The sequence below is a fragment of the Streptomyces sp. NBC_00726 genome (assembly GCF_045161735.1).
In the GTDB taxonomy this organism is placed as follows: Bacteria; Actinomycetota; Actinomycetes; order Streptomycetales; family Streptomycetaceae; genus Streptomyces.
The window spans coordinates 4,191,741-4,206,859 of the sequence record NZ_CP108983.1 but is presented as its reverse complement, the minus strand read 5'-3'; the positions used below and the strand labels follow the sequence as shown (position 1 = coordinate 4,206,859).

Genomic DNA, 15,119 nt, shown 5'->3' with positions numbered 1-15,119 from the left:
AAGCGCGCGCGTCCCTCCCGGACGGCGCGGCCACCGGACCGTAATGCCCGGCGGGCCGCATTGTCCATGGTCAGAGGCGTTTCCGGGGGGGGGCTCAGCCCGCGTCGATCTCCTTCGCCAGCGCCTGGAACCGCGCGTAGCTCAGCTTCGGCTTGCCCGGGACCCACAGCTTCTGGGCCGTCGCCCGCAGCGGCATCCGGATGCCGGCCGCGACCTGGTCGGCGGTCTGGGCGTTCGGGAAGTCGCCCCAGACCGCGAACCGGCCGCCGAGGATCTGGTCCGAGTAGCGCGCCGGGACCGGGGTGGTGCCGCGCAGCACGAGCGGGGTCCACTGCTCGTAGATCCGCTTGCCGGTCGGGTAGACGAAGGCGTTGGGCTGGCCGAGCACGTAGTACATGAACTCGTCGTTGAGGTTGAGGACCTTGCGGCCCTCGCTCAGATACTCCTCCGGCGACCGGGCCCCGTACTCCTTGCCCGTCCAGTACTCGACCTCGATGTCCTTGTCGGCGCGCACCTCGCTGTCGCGGAACTGGCCGTCGTTCCACGCCTTCGGCTGCTTGCCGTGTTTACGGACCACCTTCGCCCGGTCGTTGAGCCAGCCGGTGGCGAGGTCGGCGATGCCGGCCCCGGAGCCGTACTTCGCGACGGCCGCGCGCTGGAGCTGCGGGTAGGAGGCGGCCGGGTTGCTTGCCATCAGCGCCCGGTACTCGTCGCCGCCCAGATGCCAGTACGCACCGCCGAACAGCTCCGCGTACTCGCCGAGGAGTTCGTCGATCAGCTTGGCCGCGCCCGGCTTGGAGATGTCCAGCGAGCCGGTGGAGGCGACGCCGGAGACGTTGTGCAGCTGGAGGTCGGGGTGGGCGCGCAGCACCGCGCCGAGGTGACCCGGCGAGTCGATCTCCGGGACGACCTGGATGTGCAGCCGGCCGGCCAGGGCGACGATCTCCCGGACCTGCTTCTTGGTCAGGTGGTCCGGCGAGACCACCTCGGGGTGCGTGTCCGACTCGATGCGGAAAGCCTGGTCGTCGGAGAAGTGCAGGCCGAGCTGGTTGAGCTTGAGGTCGGCCATCTCGCGCATCCGGTCCTCGATCCAGGACGCGGTGTAGTGCTTGCGAGCGATGTCGAGGTTGAGGCCGCGCTGCGGCTTGTCCGGCCGGTCGCGCACCTCGCCCTCGGGCATCGAGCCGTCGGCGCGCACGGACTGCTTGAGGGTGCGGGTGCCGTAGAAGACGCCCGCCTCGCCGGGCCCGCTGATCCGCACCCGCCCGTCGGCGGTGCGCAGGGTGTACGACTCCGGCCCGCCGGACGCCTTCGGGGTGAGGGCCAGCTCCACGTCACCGGCGCGGGCGGCCGCCTCGCCCCGGTAGTGGATCTTCAGCTCGCCGGCCAGCAGCCTGCCCTCGTCGGCGAGCTTGCCGCTGCCCTTCGCGAGGACGACCCCGCTGTCCTCTCCGGGCTTCCAGCCGGGCCCGTGGGCGGCGGTGTGCTCGCGTACGGCGGGGATGGTGCGGGGCGCCTCGGAGAGCGGGTAGCTGCGGGTCGGCGACGGGGTGGGGGAAGGGGTACGGGAGGGGGACGACGCCGCACGGGACGTCTCGGGGCCGTTGCCGTGCTCGGTTCCGGAGCCGCCGCAGCCGGCGAGCGCGACGCTCGCCGCGGCCGCCGCCGTCACGGCCAGGAGGGCGCCGCGTGAGGATGCCATCAGTCAGAAACCTCCGGTTCGGGGGAACGTGGGGGGAAAGTCAGAGGCAGAGCAGGGGCAGAGCCGGGAGAAAGGGAGCAGAACTGCGAGAAAACAGGGCAGATGAAGGGAGGTAACCGGGCATTCTCCTCATACATCCGCTCGCCGGGCATCACGAAACTCTCCCGTCCGGGTGAAATTCGCGCACCCTTCGCCCACCCTCACCCCCGTCTCGCTAGCGTTGGGCCCCCGCAGTCCCTTCAGTCTCTCCATTCGGGAGCTCCCGCTGTCCAGGTCCAGCGAGTCCCACGCCGGCCTTCCCGAGCAGCCGCCCCGGCCCGCCCGGCGCACCGCCGTGCCCGTGCAGAGCCGCAGCGGCGGACCCGCCCGGTCCGCCGCGCCCGCCTGGGGCCTGCCCCGGTTCAACGGCGCGCCCGCCGCCGAGGCCGAGGCGGCCCTGCTGGCGTGCTTCGGCAGCGCGACCTGGGCGCGCCGGCTGGCCGGCCACCGCCCCTACCCGGACACGGACGCGCTGCTCGCCGCGGCCGACGAGGCGGCCTACGATCTGGCCCCCGCCGATCACGCCGAGGCGCTGGCGGCCGAGGAGTCCCCGGGGCTGCGGCCGGACGCGCCACGCTCCGCCCATCTCGCGCTGGCCGCCGCCCACGCCGAGTACGAACGCAGATTCGGCCACGCCTTCGTGATCTGCCTGGACGGCTACCCGCCCGCCGAGCACCCGGACCAGGTCCTCGCCGGCATCCGGGCCCGGCTGGGGCACGAGGAGGACCGGGAGCGGGCGGTCGCGGCGGACGAGATGCGGCGACTCGCCCGGGGCCGCCTGGCCGCGTTGGTATCGAGTCGATAACGGGTTGCGGGCGGGCCGGGCGGGCCGGAATCCCCGGCACGGAGGGGCCGAGCAGGGGCGCGGAGGGCCGTCCATAGCCCGTCCGTGCCTGTTTCGTTGCCACTTTGATCACACCGGAGGGCCCCGCGCGATCGAACCGACAATCCGTCGCTACGATGGCCGGGGCCGGTGGACCGTACCCGGCCGGGTCAGACCGACAGTCAAGCCGGCCGACCCCAATCCCCGCTCCCGGAGGGTTCTTCCGTGCCGGCTGGAACGCTGTACCGCGGCCGGGAAGGCATGTGGTCCTGGGTGGCTCATCGAGTCACCGGTGTCCTCATTTTCTTCTTCCTGTTCGTGCATGTCCTGGACACCGCCCTCGTCCGCGTCTCCCCCGAGGCATACGACGACGTCGTGTCCACGTACAAGACGCCGATCGTCGCGCTGCTCGAATACGGCCTGGTGGCCGCGATTCTCTTCCACGCGCTGAACGGTCTGCGCATCGTCGCCGTGGACTTCTGGGCCAAGGGCCCGCGCGTTCAGAAGCAGATGCTCTGGGTCGTGCTGGGCATCTGGATCGTGCTGATGCTGGGTGCCCTGTACCCCGTGCTCGGCCACGCCGTACGCGAACTCTTCGGGAGCTGAGGCCCATGTCCACCGAGACTTCCGCGATCGGCGCCGTCGAAGGCGTCTCCCTTTACGACGTCGACAACCCGGCCCCCGTCATCGAGCCGCCGCGCAAGCGGACCGGCAAGACCCCCAAGGGCTCGCGCACCAACTTCGAGATGTACGCCTGGCTCTTCATGCGCCTGTCGGGCATCGTGCTGGTCGTCCTGGTCCTCGGCCACCTGCTGATCCAGCTGGTGCTGGACGGCGGCGTCTCCAAGATCGGCTTCGCCTTCGTGGCGGGCCGCTGGGCCTCGCCGTTCTGGCAGGTCTGGGACCTGGCGATGCTGTGGCTCGCCATGCTGCACGGCGCCAACGGTCTGCGTACGGTCATCAACGACTACGCCGAACGGGACAACACCCGCTTCTGGCTGAAGATGCTGCTGTACACCGCGACGGTGTTCACCGTCCTGCTGGGCACGCTGGTGATCTTCACCTTCGACCCGAACATCCGCTAGGCGCCGGGCCCGAAGGACCAGAGGTAAACCATGCAGATCCACACGTACGACACCGTCATCGTCGGCGCCGGCGGCGCCGGCATGCGCGCGGCCATCGAGTCGACCAAGCGCAGCCGCACCGCCGTGCTGACCAAGCTCTACCCCACCCGCTCCCACACGGGCGCCGCGCAGGGCGGCATGGCCGCCGCGCTGGCCAACGTGGAGGAGGACAACTGGGAGTGGCACACCTTCGACACGATCAAGGGCGGTGACTACCTGGTCGACCAGGACGCCGCCGAGATCCTGGCGAAGGAGGCCATCGACGCCGTTCTCGACCTGGAGAAGATGGGCCTGCCGTTCGGCCGCACGCCCGAGGGCCGGATCGACCAGCGCCGCTTCGGCGGTCACTCCCGCAACCACGGCGAGGCCCCGGTCCGCCGCGCCTGCTACTCGGGCGACCGCACCGGCCACATGATCCTCCAGACGCTCTATCAGAACTGCGTCAAGGAGGGCGTGGAGTTCTTCAACGAGTTCTACGTCCTGGACCAGCTGGTGGTCGAGGAGGACGGCGTCAGGAAATCCGCCGGCGTCGTCGCCTACGAGCTGGCGACCGGCGAGATCCACGTCTTCCGCGCGAAGGCGGTCATCTACGCCTCCGGCGGCACCGGCAAGTTCTTCAAGGTGACGTCGAACGCGCACACCCTGACCGGTGACGGCCAGGCCGCCTGCTACCGCCGGGGGCTGCCGCTGGAGGACATGGAGTTCTTCCAGTTCCACCCGACCGGCATCTGGCGCATGGGCATCCTGCTGACGGAGGGCGCCCGCGGTGAGGGCGGCATCCTCCGCAACAAGGACGGCGAGCGCTTCATGGAGAAGTACGCGCCCGTCATGAAGGACCTCGCGTCCCGTGACGTCGTGTCCCGCTCCATCTACACGGAGATCCGCGAGGGCCGCGGCTGCGGTCCCGAGGGCGACCACGTCTACCTCGACCTGACGCACCTGCCGCCGGAGCAGCTGGACGCCAAGCTCCCGGACATCACCGAGTTCGCGCGTACGTACCTCGGCATCGAGCCCTACACGGACCCGATCCCGATCCAGCCGACCGCGCACTACGCCATGGGCGGCATCCCGACCAACGTCGAGGGCGAGGTGCTGGCCGACAACACCACCGTCGTCCCGGGCCTGTACGCCGCCGGCGAGGTCGCCTGTGTGTCGGTGCACGGCGCCAACCGCCTCGGCACCAACTCGCTGCTCGACATCAACGTCTTCGGACGCCGCGCGGGCATCGCCGCCGCCGAGTACTCCGCGAAGAGCGAGCTCCCCGAGCTGCCCGAGGACCCGGCGCAGCAGGTCATCGACCAGGTCGAGCGGCTGCGCAACTCCACGGGCACCGAGCGGGTCGCGGCGATCCGCCAGGAGCTCCAGGAGTGCATGGACGCCAACGTGATGGTGTTCCGCACCGAGCAGACGATCAAGACCGCGGTCGACAAGATCGCGGAGCTGCGCAAGCGCTACCTGGACGTGTCCGTCCAGGACAAGGGCAAGCGGTTCAACACCGACCTGCTGGAGGCCATCGAGCTGGGCAACCTGCTCGACCTCGCCGAGGTCATGGCGACGTCGGCACTGGCGCGCAAGGAGTCCCGCGGCGGTCACTACCGCGAGGACTACCCGAACCGCGACGACGTCAACTTCATGCGCCACACCATGGCGTACCGCGAGGTCGCCGAGGACGGCACCGAGTCGATCCGGCTGGACTACAAGCCGGTCGTCACGACCCGCTACCAGCCGATGGAGCGTAAGTACTGATGGCTACACCCACCCTGGACAAGGCCGACAAGGCTCCCGAGCCGGAGCCCGGCTTCGCCGACTCGCCGTACATCACGGCCACGTTCCGCATCCGGCGGTTCAACCCGGAGGTCTCCGACGAGGCCCAGTGGCAGGACTTCCAGATCGAGATCGACCCGAAGGAGCGTGTCCTCGACGCCCTTCACAAGATCAAGTGGGACCAGGACGGGACGCTCACGTTCCGCCGGTCCTGCGCGCACGGCATCTGCGGTTCGGACGCCATGCGGATCAACGGCAAGAACAGGCTCGCCTGCAAGACGCTGATCAAGGACCTGAGCCCGGAGAAGCCGATCACGATCGAGGCCATCAAGGGCCTCACGGTCCTCAAGGACCTCGTGGTCGACATGGACCCGTTCTTCCAGGCGTACCGCGACGTCATGCCCTTCCTCATCACCAAGGGGAACGAGCCGACCCGCGAGCGCCTTCAGTCCCCCGAGGACCGCGAGCGCTTCGATGACACCACCAAGTGCATCCTGTGCGCCGCGTGCACGTCCTCGTGCCCGGTGTTCTGGAACGACGGCCAGTACTTCGGCCCGGCGGCGATCGTCAACGCGCACCGCTTCATCTTCGACTCGCGCGACGAGGGCGGCGAGCAGCGCCTGGAGATCCTCAACGACCGTGACGGTGTGTGGCGTTGCCGCACCACCTTCAACTGCACGGACGCCTGCCCGCGTGGCATCGAGGTCACCAAGGCGATCCAGGAGGTCAAGCGCGCGCTGATCACGCGTCGCTTCTGATCCCCCGAGCATGTGAAGAGGCCCGGTCCCCCGCGGGGGGCCGGGCCTCTTGCCGCGCCCCGGCGGCCCGGGCGGTACGGTCGTCCCGATGACCACCCTCCGCCACTCCGTGACCGTCCTGGCCGTCGAACGCGCCCTCGTCGCCGAACTCGCCCCGCTCGTCTGGGACCTGGCCGAGTCCACCCGGGCCGAGGGCACGACCGTCCTCACCCCGGACGGGGAACCCGTCGAGGACCTGCGGCTGCTGAAGGGGCGGCATCTGCGGACCGGGGCGCTGTACGAGGTCGGCCGGGCGGACGACGACGAGCGGATGGCGATACGCGTACGGGAGTGGCGGCGCGCCTCCGCGGTCGAGCTGGAACAGCGGATGAGCGCCCCGGACCTGAACGCCAGGGTCTCCCTGCGGCTGACCGCGCCCGACCGGCCCCGGCTCGTCGAGGGCCGGGGGCGGATATGGGGGCCGGACGGCTCGGGTGTGCTGCGGCGCGGTTCGGGGAAGGGCCGGGCCGATCTGGCCGCGTGGTGGGACGCGGCGGCGCTGCCGCCCGGTGCGCCGCCCGCCGCGCGCGCCCCGGTGACCGTGCGGCTGAAGCACCTGCTGGGCGAGGCGCGGCTGCGTCTGCGGCCCCGGCGCGCGGAGGACGGGCGCTGGGTGGTGGAGGCGGTGGCCTCGGTGCGCGGGCGGTGGCTGCTGCGCCCGGTCGCCGCGGTCGCGCTGCTGCTGGCCGGGGGGCCGTTGCGGCGGGGGTTCCGGGACGCGGTGGAGCAGGCGGCGGAGGGGTGGAACGAGGCGGTGGCCCGGCTGCTGGAGCTGGGGCCCGACGGGGTCCGGGAGGAGCTGGCCCGGCAGGTTCCGGGCTGGAAGCCTTAGGGCCTGTATTGAGTTGTGGCGCGGGCTCAGTCCCAGGCCGTCCCGTCCCGGTCCTCCGCGAGGATCATGACGCGCCGCAGCATGTCGTTGAGCAGCGCCCGTTCGTCCGCGTCCAGGACGCCGAGCAGCCGTTCCTCCTCGTGCCCGAGGAAGGCCATCGCGCCGAGCCAGGTCGAGCGGCCCTCGTCCGTCAGCACCACGTCGACGCGGCGCCGGTCCGTGGTGGACGGGGTGCGGCGGACGAAGCCGCGGCGCTCGACGGCGTCCAGCCGGCCGGTGACGGACGCGGGGGCGAGGTCGAGGTCGGCGGCCAGTTCGGACGGGGCCGCCGTGCCGCCGCGTCCGGCCAGTTTGTGCAGGGTGTCGAACTCCTGCCGGTCCAGGTCGAAGTCGACGAGGGACTGCTCGCGCACCCGGCGCAGATGGACCGAGAGCTTCTTCATCCGGGTCACCGCGCCCTCGACGTCCGCGTCGAGCTCGGGAAGCACGGGCCGCCACCGCTCCACGTGCCCGTCGGTCCAGTCGCGCAGCTCCATGGCGCTCAGCGTACGCGCACCAGCGGTTCCGCCATGGGGGCGCGGGATCGGCCATGGGCGGTGCGGGCGGCGCCCCCTTCCCGGATACGCTCGGGGCCGTGGTGAAGGAAGAGAAGGACGCGAAGGCCGTCAAGGCACCCCGGAGTGAGCAGACCCGTGCGCTGATCCTCGAAACCGCGCTCCGGCTCTTCCGGGAAAGAGGATTCGACCGGACGACGATGCGGGCCATCGCCCAGGAGGCGGGCGTCTCCGTGGGGAACGCCTACTACTACTTCTCGTCCAAGGAGCACCTGGTCCAGGGCTTCTACGACCGGCTGGCCGCCGAGCACGCGGAGGCGGTGCGGCCGGTCCTGGACGGTGAGCGGGACCTGTCGGCGCGGCTGCGCGGGGTGCTGCTGGCCTGGCTGGACGTGGCGGAGCCGTACCGCCCCTTCGCCACGCAGTTCTTCAGGAACGCGGCCGATCCGGAGAGCCCGCTCAGCCCGTTCTCACCGGAGTCGGTCACCGCGCGCGAGGCGGTCGTCGCCATCCACGAGCGCTGTCTGACCGGCTCCGCCACCCGGACGGACCCGGAACTGGCCCCGCTGCTGCCGCGGCTGATGTGGCTCGCGCACATGGGCCTGGTGCTGTTCTGGGTGTACGACCGGACGGGCGGCGCCGCCCGCAGCCGCCGCCTGGTCACACGTACGGTCCCGATCGCCGCCCGCGCGCTGGCCCTGTCCCGGTTCCGGGTGCTGCGGCCGCTGGTGCGGCAGATCCACGAGGTGCTGGAGGAGTTCCTGCCGGAAACGACGGCGCGGACGGCCGGACCGGTGAGGTCCTAGCCGCCCGCGCACCCGGACAGGGATCAGATCCAGCCGAGCTCCCACAGGCGCCACACGCCCGTGCCGTCGGAGAGGTACTGCGAGCCGGAGATGTCCGGCTTGGCGATCACGTAGTCCTTCTTCTGCCACAGCGGCACCAGCGGCACGTCCTCGCCGACCAGCTTCTGGAGCTCCTTGAAGTCGTTGGAGGCCCGGCTGCGGTCGCTGTACTGGAGCGTGTCGCTGATCAGCTGGTCCATCTTCTTGCTGGTGTAGCCGTTGTGGAGGCTGCTGTCGCGGCCGACGAGCGGCTGGCTGAAGGTGTCGGGGTCCGGGTAGTCCGGGAGCCAGCCGACGGTGTACATGTCGTACTCGCCCTTCGCGTAGCCCTTCTGGAAACGGGTCCACTCGACGGCCTTGATGGAGACCTTGAAGAGTCCGGTGGCGTTCAGCTGACGCTGGATCTCCTTGGTCTCGCCGGTGTACTGGTCGCCCTCGCGGTAGGCGAAGGTGAGGGCCAGCGGCGTCTGGACGCCGGCCTCCTCCATGAGCCCCTTCGCGCGCTTGACGTCCGGCGAGGGGTAGGCGTCGAAGAACGGGGTGCTGTGCCCGATGGTGCCCTGCGGGATCAGCGAGTAGAGCGGTTCGACGGTGCCCTGGTAGACCTTGGTCACCAGCGGGCCGCGGTCGATGACCGCCGCGATGGCCTGGCGGACCTTGCGGTCGTCGAGCGGAGCGCCCTCGCGGACGTTGAAGACGAGGTTGCGGATCTCGGCGCTGTCCGCCTCGGTGACGCGCTTGTCGGTGTCGCCCGGGTTCAGCTCGGCGAGCGTGGACGGCGGCAGCTGACGGTGCGTGACGTCGACCTGACCGGACTTCCAGGCCGAGAGAAGGTCGTCGGACTCCTTGTAATACCGCACGGTGATCGGGCCGCCGGTCTTGGTGACCGCGCCCTTGTACCGCGAATTCGGCACGAGTTCGGCCTTCACGCCGGCCTCGTAGGACTTCAGGACGTACGGCCCCGAGCCCGTCACATGGCCGTCGTTGCGCAGCTTGTGCTCCGCATAGGCGTCCTTCTGCACGATGGAGCCCGCGCCCGTGGCGATCTTCTGCGGGAAGGTCGCGTCACGCGAGGAGAGGTTGAAAGTGATCAGCCGGCCCTCGGCGACCACGTTCTTCAGACTGGGGAAGAGAACCGAGGGACCGACGTCCGTCTTGATCTCCAGCATCCGGTCGAACGAGTACTTGACGTCCTCGGCCGTGACCTTGTCCCCATTGGAGAACGTCAGGTCGTCACGGAGCTTGCACTGGTACGTCTGGAGCTTGGCGCCGATGAACTCGCAGTTCTCGGCCGCGTCCGGCTCGGGCACGATGCCCCCGGACTTGAACGTCATCAGGGACTGGTAGACGTTGCTGTACATCGCCCAGGAACCGGCGTCATAGGCGCCCGCCGGGTCGAGCGAGGTCACCGCGTCGGTCGTCCCGACGACGATCGGATCGGAGTTCCCCTCGTCCGAGGGAAGCAGTTGCCAGGCGACCACGCCTGCGATGACCAATACCGCGAAAATCGCGAGAATCCGTAGCCGGATCGACCGCATTGACGTGCTCTCCCTTAACTGCCCCACCTCGGTGTCGCGCTCAGATACGCAGATCACCGCACGTTCGCGCCAAGCAAATCACACGATTTTCACATCTGGAAGGGCGGATCAGAGGCTCACAGCCAATTGTTTGCCAGTCGAAACCTTTGACGCTTACGCCGAATACAGAGGGTTCCCGGACGGTCACCCGTTCCATCATTTCGCATGCGTACGCGGATGATTACTCCGGCTGCGGAGCGAGCCCGGGCCCCGCCCTTTCAAGCCTTCTCGGCGCGCAGGGCCCTGACGCCCCGGAACCCGATCCAGCCCACGCCCGTCCCCAGAAGAAAGGACGTGACGGCGAGCAGCAGATGTACCCAGAAGTACGCGGTCGGGTCACCGGCGTCGTCGAAGGCGAGGCCGCTGCCGTCCTTCCACAAATTCTTGACGAAGGTGACCCAGATGACCCACGACCACGCCCCGAAGGCGAGCAGGAACCAGGAGACCGGGCGGCTGAGCTTCATGGCCCCAGTATCGCCGCCGCGCTCCGGGCGGCGCGGGCGGGGTGGTCCGTCCCGGCGGTCCGCCCGGCGGGTCACGTCGCCGGTACATATATTCACATCAACTGCATGTACGTTTTCGACCGTGCCAGCTCTCAAGAAGGCCGCTTTGGCGGTCACCTCTGCCGCCCTGCTGTCCGCTTTCGTCGTCACGCCCGCCTCGGCGGCCGACGGGGACGACGACGCCCCCAAGCCCCCGGCGACCATGTCGCAGATCGGCGGCGCGCAGTTGGGGCAGTCCGGCACCCAGGTCAACCTGGGCCCCGGCGCCCCGGTACTGCCCAAGAAGCTGACGGGCCGGTCGTGGATGGTCTCGGACGCGGAGACCGGCGAAGTGCTCGCCGCGCACAACGCGCACTGGCGGCTGCCCCCGGCGTCCACCCTGAAGATGCTCTTCGCGGACACACTCATCGGTGATCAGGCGCTCCTGCCGAAGACCCGGGAGTACACGGTGAAGGACGAGGACCTCGCCGGCATGGGCGAGGGAAGCAGCCTCGTCGGCATCAAGGAGGACCTCAGCTACACGGTGCACGACCTGTGGCTCGGGGTCTTCCTGCGTTCGGGGAACGACGCGGTGCACGTACTGGCCTCGATGTACGGCGGGGTGCCGAAGACCGTCCAGGCCATGCAGGACCGCGCGGAGGAGCTTCAGGCGCTCGACACGAAGGTGGTGTCGCCCGACGGGTACGACGCGCCCAAGCAGGTCTCCAGCGCCTACGACCTCTCGCTCTTCGCCCGCGACGGACTCCAGAACGCGGACTTCCGGGAGTACTGCTCGACCGCCGAGGCGCAGTTCCCGGGCGAGAAGAAGAAGGGCAAGAAGCGCGAGACCTTCGGCATCCAGAACACCAACCGGCTGCTCACCGGGGCCGACGGCGTGAACGCGTACAAGGGCATCGCGGGCGTCAAGAACGGCTACACCTCGCACGCCGGCAACACCTTCACCGGTGTCGCCGAGCAGGGCGGCAAGGTCCTCCTGGTCACCGTGATGCACCCGGCCGACGACGAGACGCACGCGGTGTACAAGGAGGCGGCCCGGCTGCTGGACTGGGGGTTCGCCGCGACCGGCAAGGTGACCCCGGTCGGTGAGCTGGTCGCGCCGAGGTCCGCGGTCACCGGCGACGGCACGGACACCGCCGGGGCGGGCAAGGGCGCCGAGGCGGACAAGGCCGGCCAGGGCGAGCACGGACCGGACAAGACCGCCCGGGCGGCGGCCGCCACCGACGGCTCCAGCGGGGTCGGGATCGCGCTGGGCATCGTCGGCGGGGTGCTGGTCCTGCTGGCCGGCGGGGTGTTCCTGGTCAACCGGCGCTGGCCGCTGCCGGACCTGATGCGTCGCCGTCCTCGCCCGTGACGCGCCGGGCGGCGAGCGTGGAGCCCCCCTCCGCGTCCGCCGCCCGCTCGTCCTCCTCCTTGCCCGGGGTCGCCGTCCAGGCGGCGCAGAACAGCAGCAGCTTCGCCGTGAAGTTGATCCACAGCAGCAGCGCGATCGGCACCCCGAAGGCGCCGTACATGCTCTTGGACGCGACGCCCTTCATATAGCTGCCGAGCAGCAGCTTGAGCAGTTCGAACCCGACCGCGCCGAGCAGCGCGGCCACCACCAGCCGGCGGCGCGGCGGTTCGACGCCGGGCAGCAGGGTCAGCAGATAGAGCAGCAGCAGGAAGTCGGCGATCACCCCCACCAGCAGGGCGGCGATCCGCAGCAGCACCCCGCCCGCCCCGTTCTCGGGGATGTCGAGCAGGTCGGCGACCCGGCCGACGGCCACCGAGCCGACCGAGGAGATCGCGAAGGTCACCAGGGCGGCGCCGCCCAGCCCGAACAGCAACCCGGCGTCCTTGAGCTTGCGCAGAACCGGATTGCCCTCGTCCAGATCGTCCATCTCCCAGACCGCGCGCAGGCAGTCCCGCATCGAGCCGATCCAGCCGACACCGGTGAAGAGCAGCAGCGCACCGGCCACCAGACCGACCGTCCCGGCGTGGGCGACCAGATTGTCGATGCCGAGCTGGTCGGAGATGCCGGGCACCTGCTCGGCGAGCTTGTGCTCGATCTTGTCCAGCTGCTTGTCGGTGAGCAGCGCGGCGCCGATCGCCGCGCCGACCGCGATCAGCGGGAAGAGCGCGAGGAAGCTGATGAACGTGATGGCGGCGGCCAGCCGGGCCCAGTGGACCCGCACCAGCGTCTCGTAACTGCGCCACGCGTGGGTCTCCATCAGCCGGGAGACGAGTGGCCCGATCACGGGGAGTTTTTTCAGCCAGTCCATGGGTCACTGCTACCCCTCCGGCGCGGGAAAACCGAAGCCCGGTGCGAGACGGAGGAGATGACGGACCCTCAATCACCCATTTCGGTGAGTGTTGTAACAAATCCCTCAAAGGTGTTATCTCGGGCGATACGGTCACCCTCATGTCTGTCGACACCGTGTCCCTGACCGGCTGGGGCCGCACCGCCCCGACGACCGCGCTGCGTTTCCGTCCCCGTAGCCACGAGGAGGCCGCGGCGGCCGTGCTGGGCTGCGGGCCGCGCGGCTCGATCGCCCGGGGCCTGGGCCGGACGCACGGCGACGCGGCGCAGAACGCCGGGGGCTCGGTCCTCGACATGACGGCGCTGGACCGCGTACGGACCATCGACGCGGCGGCCGGCCTGGTGGTCTGCGACGCGGGCACGACGCTGCACCGGCTGCGCGAGGTGATGCTTCCGCTCGGCTGGTTCCCGCCGGTGGTGCCCGGCGGGCGTTACGTCACGGTGGGCGGCGCGATCGGCTCGGACGGGCACGGCGACAACCACCGCGCGTCCGGCTCCTTCTCCCGCCATGTCACGGAGTTCACGCTGCTCACCGCCGACGGCGAGGTGCGTACGGTGCGCCCGGGCACCCCGCTCTTCGACGCGACCGCCGGCGGCCTCGGCCTGACCGGGGTGATCCTCTCGGCCACCCTCCGCTTCCGGCCCGTCAGCACCGCCCTGATGGCGGTCGACACCGAGCGGGCGGCCGGCCTGGACGACCTGCTGGGCCGGATGGCACGCGGCCACCGCCCCTACGAGTTCGCCCGGATCGACCTCACCGCCCGGGGCCGGGCCACCGGCCGCGGCGTCCTGGTCCGCGCGGACCACGTCCCGGTGCGGGCGCTCCCGGGACACGCCCGGCACACCGCGCTCGCCCTCGGCCCGGCGCGCCGCCCCGCCGCTCCGCCGCTGCTCCCCCGCCTCTTCGGCCGGCTGTCCGCCACCGCGCTCAACGAGCTCGGCTACCGCGCCGCGCCCCGGTCCCGCACCGGTGAACTCCAGCCCGTCGGGGCCTTCTTCCGCGCCCTGGACGCCCGGCCGCACAGCAACCGGGTATCGCCCACCGGCGGCCGCATCCACTACGCGTTCCTGGTCGGGCACGGGCAGGAGGAGACGCTGCGCCGGATCGTCGGGCGCATCGCCCGCAGCCGCTGCCCGTCCTTCCGGGCGGTACTGAAGCGGTGCGGCGAGGGCGGTCCGGGCTGGCTGTCCTTCCCGGCGCCCGGCTGGCACCTCTCCCTCGATCTGCCGGCCGGGCTGCCGGGGCTCGCCCGCTTCCTCGACTCGCTGGACGAGGAGGTGGTGGCGGCGGGCGGCCGGGTCTCCCTGACCGAGGACGCCCGGCTGCGCCCCGGCGCGCTCGCCGCGATGTACCCGCGGCTGCCCGAGTTCCGGGCGCTGCGGGCCGAGCTGGACCCGAACGGGGCGTTCCGCTCGGACCTGTCCCGCCGGCTGTCCCTGTAGATCCCCTCTTCCCCTGCAAGGAGCGTTCCCGTGAAGGATGCCTTCGGTGCCCCGCAGTCCCTGCTCGTCCTCGGCGGCACGTCGGAGATCGGGCTCGCCACCGCACGCCGGCTGATCGCCCACCGCACCCGCACGGTCTGGCTGGCCGGCCGCCCCTCGCCCGCCCTGGAGGCCGCGGCGGAGGACCTGCGCCACCGGGGGGCGTACGTCCAGACCGTGGCGTTCGACGCGCTGGACACCGAGTCCCACGAGACGGTCCTCGGCAAGGTCTTCGCCGAGGGCGACATCGACATGGTGCTGCTCGCCTTCGGCATCCCCGGCGACCAGGGGCGCGACGAGGAGGAACCGCTCGCGGCGGTCCGGGTGGCGCAGACGAACTACACCGGCGCGGTCTCCGCCGGTCTGGTGTGCGCGGGCGCGCTCCAGGCGCAGGGACACGGCTCGCTGGTGGTGCTGTCCTCGGTGGCCGGTGAGCGGGCCCGGCGGGCGGACTTCATCTACGGGTCGAGCAAGGCGGGCCTGGACGTCTTCACCCAGGGCCTCGGCGACGCGCTGCACGGCACGGGGGTGCACGTGATGGTGGTGCGCCCGGGGCTCGTGGTGCCGGACGCGGCGGGGGTGCGGGCGGCCGGGGGCCCGCTGGCGACGATCCCGTTCACCCGGACGCCGCTGGTGACGACGCCGGGTGCGGTGGCGGACGCGATCGTGACCGGGCTGCGGAGGCGCCAGGAGACGGTGTGGGTGCCGGGGGCGCTGCGCGCGGTGATGTCCGCGCTGCGGCACATGCCCCGGCCGCTGTTCCGGCGGCTCCCGGTGTGAC

General features: G+C 70.9%; 15 protein-coding genes. 10 read left to right on the top strand and 5 right to left on the bottom strand.

The window, feature by feature from the left end:
• Positions 1 to 94: 94 nt before the first annotated feature.
• Positions 95 to 1,702, bottom strand: coding sequence for a beta-N-acetylhexosaminidase (locus OG338_RS18950; RefSeq protein ID WP_405938438.1), 1,608 nt, complete (start codon positions 1,700 to 1,702; stop codon positions 95 to 97).
• 334 nt (positions 1,703 to 2,036) lie between these two features.
• Between OG338_RS18950 and OG338_RS18945 the strand changes: the two genes are divergently transcribed.
• The 6 genes from OG338_RS18945 to OG338_RS18920 all read left to right on the top strand — a co-directional run bounded on the left by OG338_RS18945 (position 2,037) and on the right by OG338_RS18920 (position 7,081).
• The gene (locus tag OG338_RS18945) at positions 2,037 to 2,546 is read left to right on the top strand and encodes a 2-oxo-4-hydroxy-4-carboxy-5-ureidoimidazoline decarboxylase (RefSeq protein WP_405938437.1); all 510 of its coding nucleotides are present in this window, start codon (positions 2,037 to 2,039) and stop codon (positions 2,544 to 2,546) included.
• Between the two features lie 243 nt (positions 2,547 to 2,789).
• Positions 2,790 to 3,170 carry a succinate dehydrogenase, cytochrome b556 subunit gene (sdhC, locus tag OG338_RS18940; protein ID WP_026171265.1) on the top strand — a complete coding sequence of 127 codons (381 nt, stop codon included), beginning with the start codon at positions 2,790 to 2,792 and terminating at the stop codon, positions 3,168 to 3,170.
• A gap of 5 nt (positions 3,171 to 3,175) precedes the next feature.
• The gene (locus OG338_RS18935; RefSeq protein WP_018101094.1) at positions 3,176 to 3,649 is read left to right on the top strand and encodes a succinate dehydrogenase hydrophobic membrane anchor subunit; all 474 of its coding nucleotides are present in this window, start codon (positions 3,176 to 3,178) and stop codon (positions 3,647 to 3,649) included.
• Between the two features lie 30 nt (positions 3,650 to 3,679).
• Positions 3,680 to 5,434, top strand: coding sequence for a succinate dehydrogenase flavoprotein subunit (gene sdhA / locus OG338_RS18930; RefSeq protein WP_405938436.1), 1,755 nt, complete (start codon positions 3,680 to 3,682; stop codon positions 5,432 to 5,434).
• Complete coding sequence (locus tag OG338_RS18925; protein WP_405938435.1) at positions 5,434 to 6,210, top strand: succinate dehydrogenase iron-sulfur subunit; 777 nt, start codon at positions 5,434 to 5,436, stop codon at positions 6,208 to 6,210. Before sdhA ends, OG338_RS18925 begins: the two co-directional genes overlap by 1 nt.
• An 88-nt stretch (positions 6,211 to 6,298) precedes the next feature.
• Positions 6,299 to 7,081, top strand: coding sequence for a hypothetical protein (locus OG338_RS18920; protein ID WP_405938434.1), 783 nt, complete (start codon positions 6,299 to 6,301; stop codon positions 7,079 to 7,081).
• A 26-nt stretch (positions 7,082 to 7,107) separates the two neighbouring features.
• Here the strand turns inward: OG338_RS18920 and OG338_RS18915 are convergent, their stop codons facing one another.
• Positions 7,108 to 7,617 (bottom strand): MarR family winged helix-turn-helix transcriptional regulator, encoded by a 510-nt coding sequence (locus tag OG338_RS18915; protein WP_405938433.1) that lies wholly within the window; start codon positions 7,615 to 7,617, stop codon positions 7,108 to 7,110.
• Positions 7,618 to 7,715: 98 nt separating this feature from the next.
• Between OG338_RS18915 and OG338_RS18910 the strand changes: the two genes are divergently transcribed.
• A complete protein-coding gene (locus OG338_RS18910; protein ID WP_405938432.1) occupies positions 7,716 to 8,441 on the top strand; it encodes a TetR/AcrR family transcriptional regulator in 726 nt (241 codons plus the stop codon).
• Positions 8,442 to 8,464: 23 nt separating this feature from the next.
• Here OG338_RS18910 and OG338_RS18905 read toward each other — a convergent pair whose 3' ends face one another.
• Positions 8,465 to 10,018 (bottom strand): ABC transporter substrate-binding protein, encoded by a 1,554-nt coding sequence (locus OG338_RS18905; protein WP_405938431.1) that lies wholly within the window; start codon positions 10,016 to 10,018, stop codon positions 8,465 to 8,467.
• A 257-nt stretch (positions 10,019 to 10,275) separates the two neighbouring features.
• Positions 10,276 to 10,521, bottom strand: coding sequence for an SCO4848 family membrane protein (locus tag OG338_RS18900; protein WP_405938430.1), 246 nt, complete (start codon positions 10,519 to 10,521; stop codon positions 10,276 to 10,278).
• Positions 10,522 to 10,642: 121 nt separating this feature from the next.
• Here OG338_RS18900 and OG338_RS18895 point away from each other — a divergent pair, with 121 nt between their 5' ends.
• Positions 10,643 to 11,911, top strand: a complete 1,269-nt coding sequence (locus tag OG338_RS18895) for a D-alanyl-D-alanine carboxypeptidase family protein (protein ID WP_405938429.1) — start codon at positions 10,643 to 10,645, stop codon at positions 11,909 to 11,911.
• Here OG338_RS18895 and OG338_RS18890 read toward each other — a convergent pair.
• On the bottom strand, positions 11,859 to 12,818 hold the full coding sequence (locus OG338_RS18890) for a YihY/virulence factor BrkB family protein (RefSeq protein WP_405938428.1): 960 nt from the start codon (positions 12,816 to 12,818) through the stop codon (positions 11,859 to 11,861). The genes OG338_RS18895 and OG338_RS18890 overlap by 53 nt on opposite strands.
• A gap of 140 nt (positions 12,819 to 12,958) precedes the next feature.
• Here OG338_RS18890 and OG338_RS18885 point away from each other — a divergent pair, with 140 nt between their 5' ends.
• Together OG338_RS18885 and OG338_RS18880 are read left to right on the top strand one after the other, a co-directional pair.
• Positions 12,959 to 14,299, top strand: coding sequence for an FAD-binding oxidoreductase (locus tag OG338_RS18885; protein WP_405938427.1), 1,341 nt, complete (start codon positions 12,959 to 12,961; stop codon positions 14,297 to 14,299).
• Positions 14,300 to 14,329: 30 nt separating this feature from the next.
• Entirely contained in the window at positions 14,330 to 15,118 is a 789-nt protein-coding gene (locus tag OG338_RS18880; RefSeq protein ID WP_405938426.1) for a decaprenylphospho-beta-D-erythro-pentofuranosid-2-ulose 2-reductase, read from the top strand.
• The last annotated feature ends 1 nt before the right edge of the window (position 15,119 follow it).

Bases quoted from the DNA above. Each gene is read 5' to 3' on its own strand.
- OG338_RS18915 (WP_405938433.1), bottom strand. From the start codon at position 7,617: ATGGAGCTGCGCGACTGGACCGACGGGCACGTGGAGCGGTGGCGGCCC.
- OG338_RS18885 (WP_405938427.1), top strand. From the start codon at position 12,959: ATGTCTGTCGACACCGTGTCCCTGACCGGCTGGGGCCGCACCGCCCCG.
- OG338_RS18900 (WP_405938430.1), bottom strand. From the start codon at position 10,521: ATGAAGCTCAGCCGCCCGGTCTCCTGGTTCCTGCTCGCCTTCGGGGCG.
- OG338_RS18920 (WP_405938434.1), top strand. From the start codon at position 6,299: ATGACCACCCTCCGCCACTCCGTGACCGTCCTGGCCGTCGAACGCGCC.
- OG338_RS18925 (WP_405938435.1), top strand. From the start codon at position 5,434: ATGGCTACACCCACCCTGGACAAGGCCGACAAGGCTCCCGAGCCGGAG.
- OG338_RS18905 (WP_405938431.1), bottom strand. From the start codon at position 10,018: ATGCGGTCGATCCGGCTACGGATTCTCGCGATTTTCGCGGTATTGGTC.
- OG338_RS18935 (WP_018101094.1), top strand. From the start codon at position 3,176: ATGTCCACCGAGACTTCCGCGATCGGCGCCGTCGAAGGCGTCTCCCTT.
- OG338_RS18890 (WP_405938428.1), bottom strand. From the start codon at position 12,818: ATGGACTGGCTGAAAAAACTCCCCGTGATCGGGCCACTCGTCTCCCGG.
- OG338_RS18950 (WP_405938438.1), bottom strand. From the start codon at position 1,702: ATGGCATCCTCACGCGGCGCCCTCCTGGCCGTGACGGCGGCGGCCGCG.
- sdhA (WP_405938436.1), top strand. From the start codon at position 3,680: ATGCAGATCCACACGTACGACACCGTCATCGTCGGCGCCGGCGGCGCC.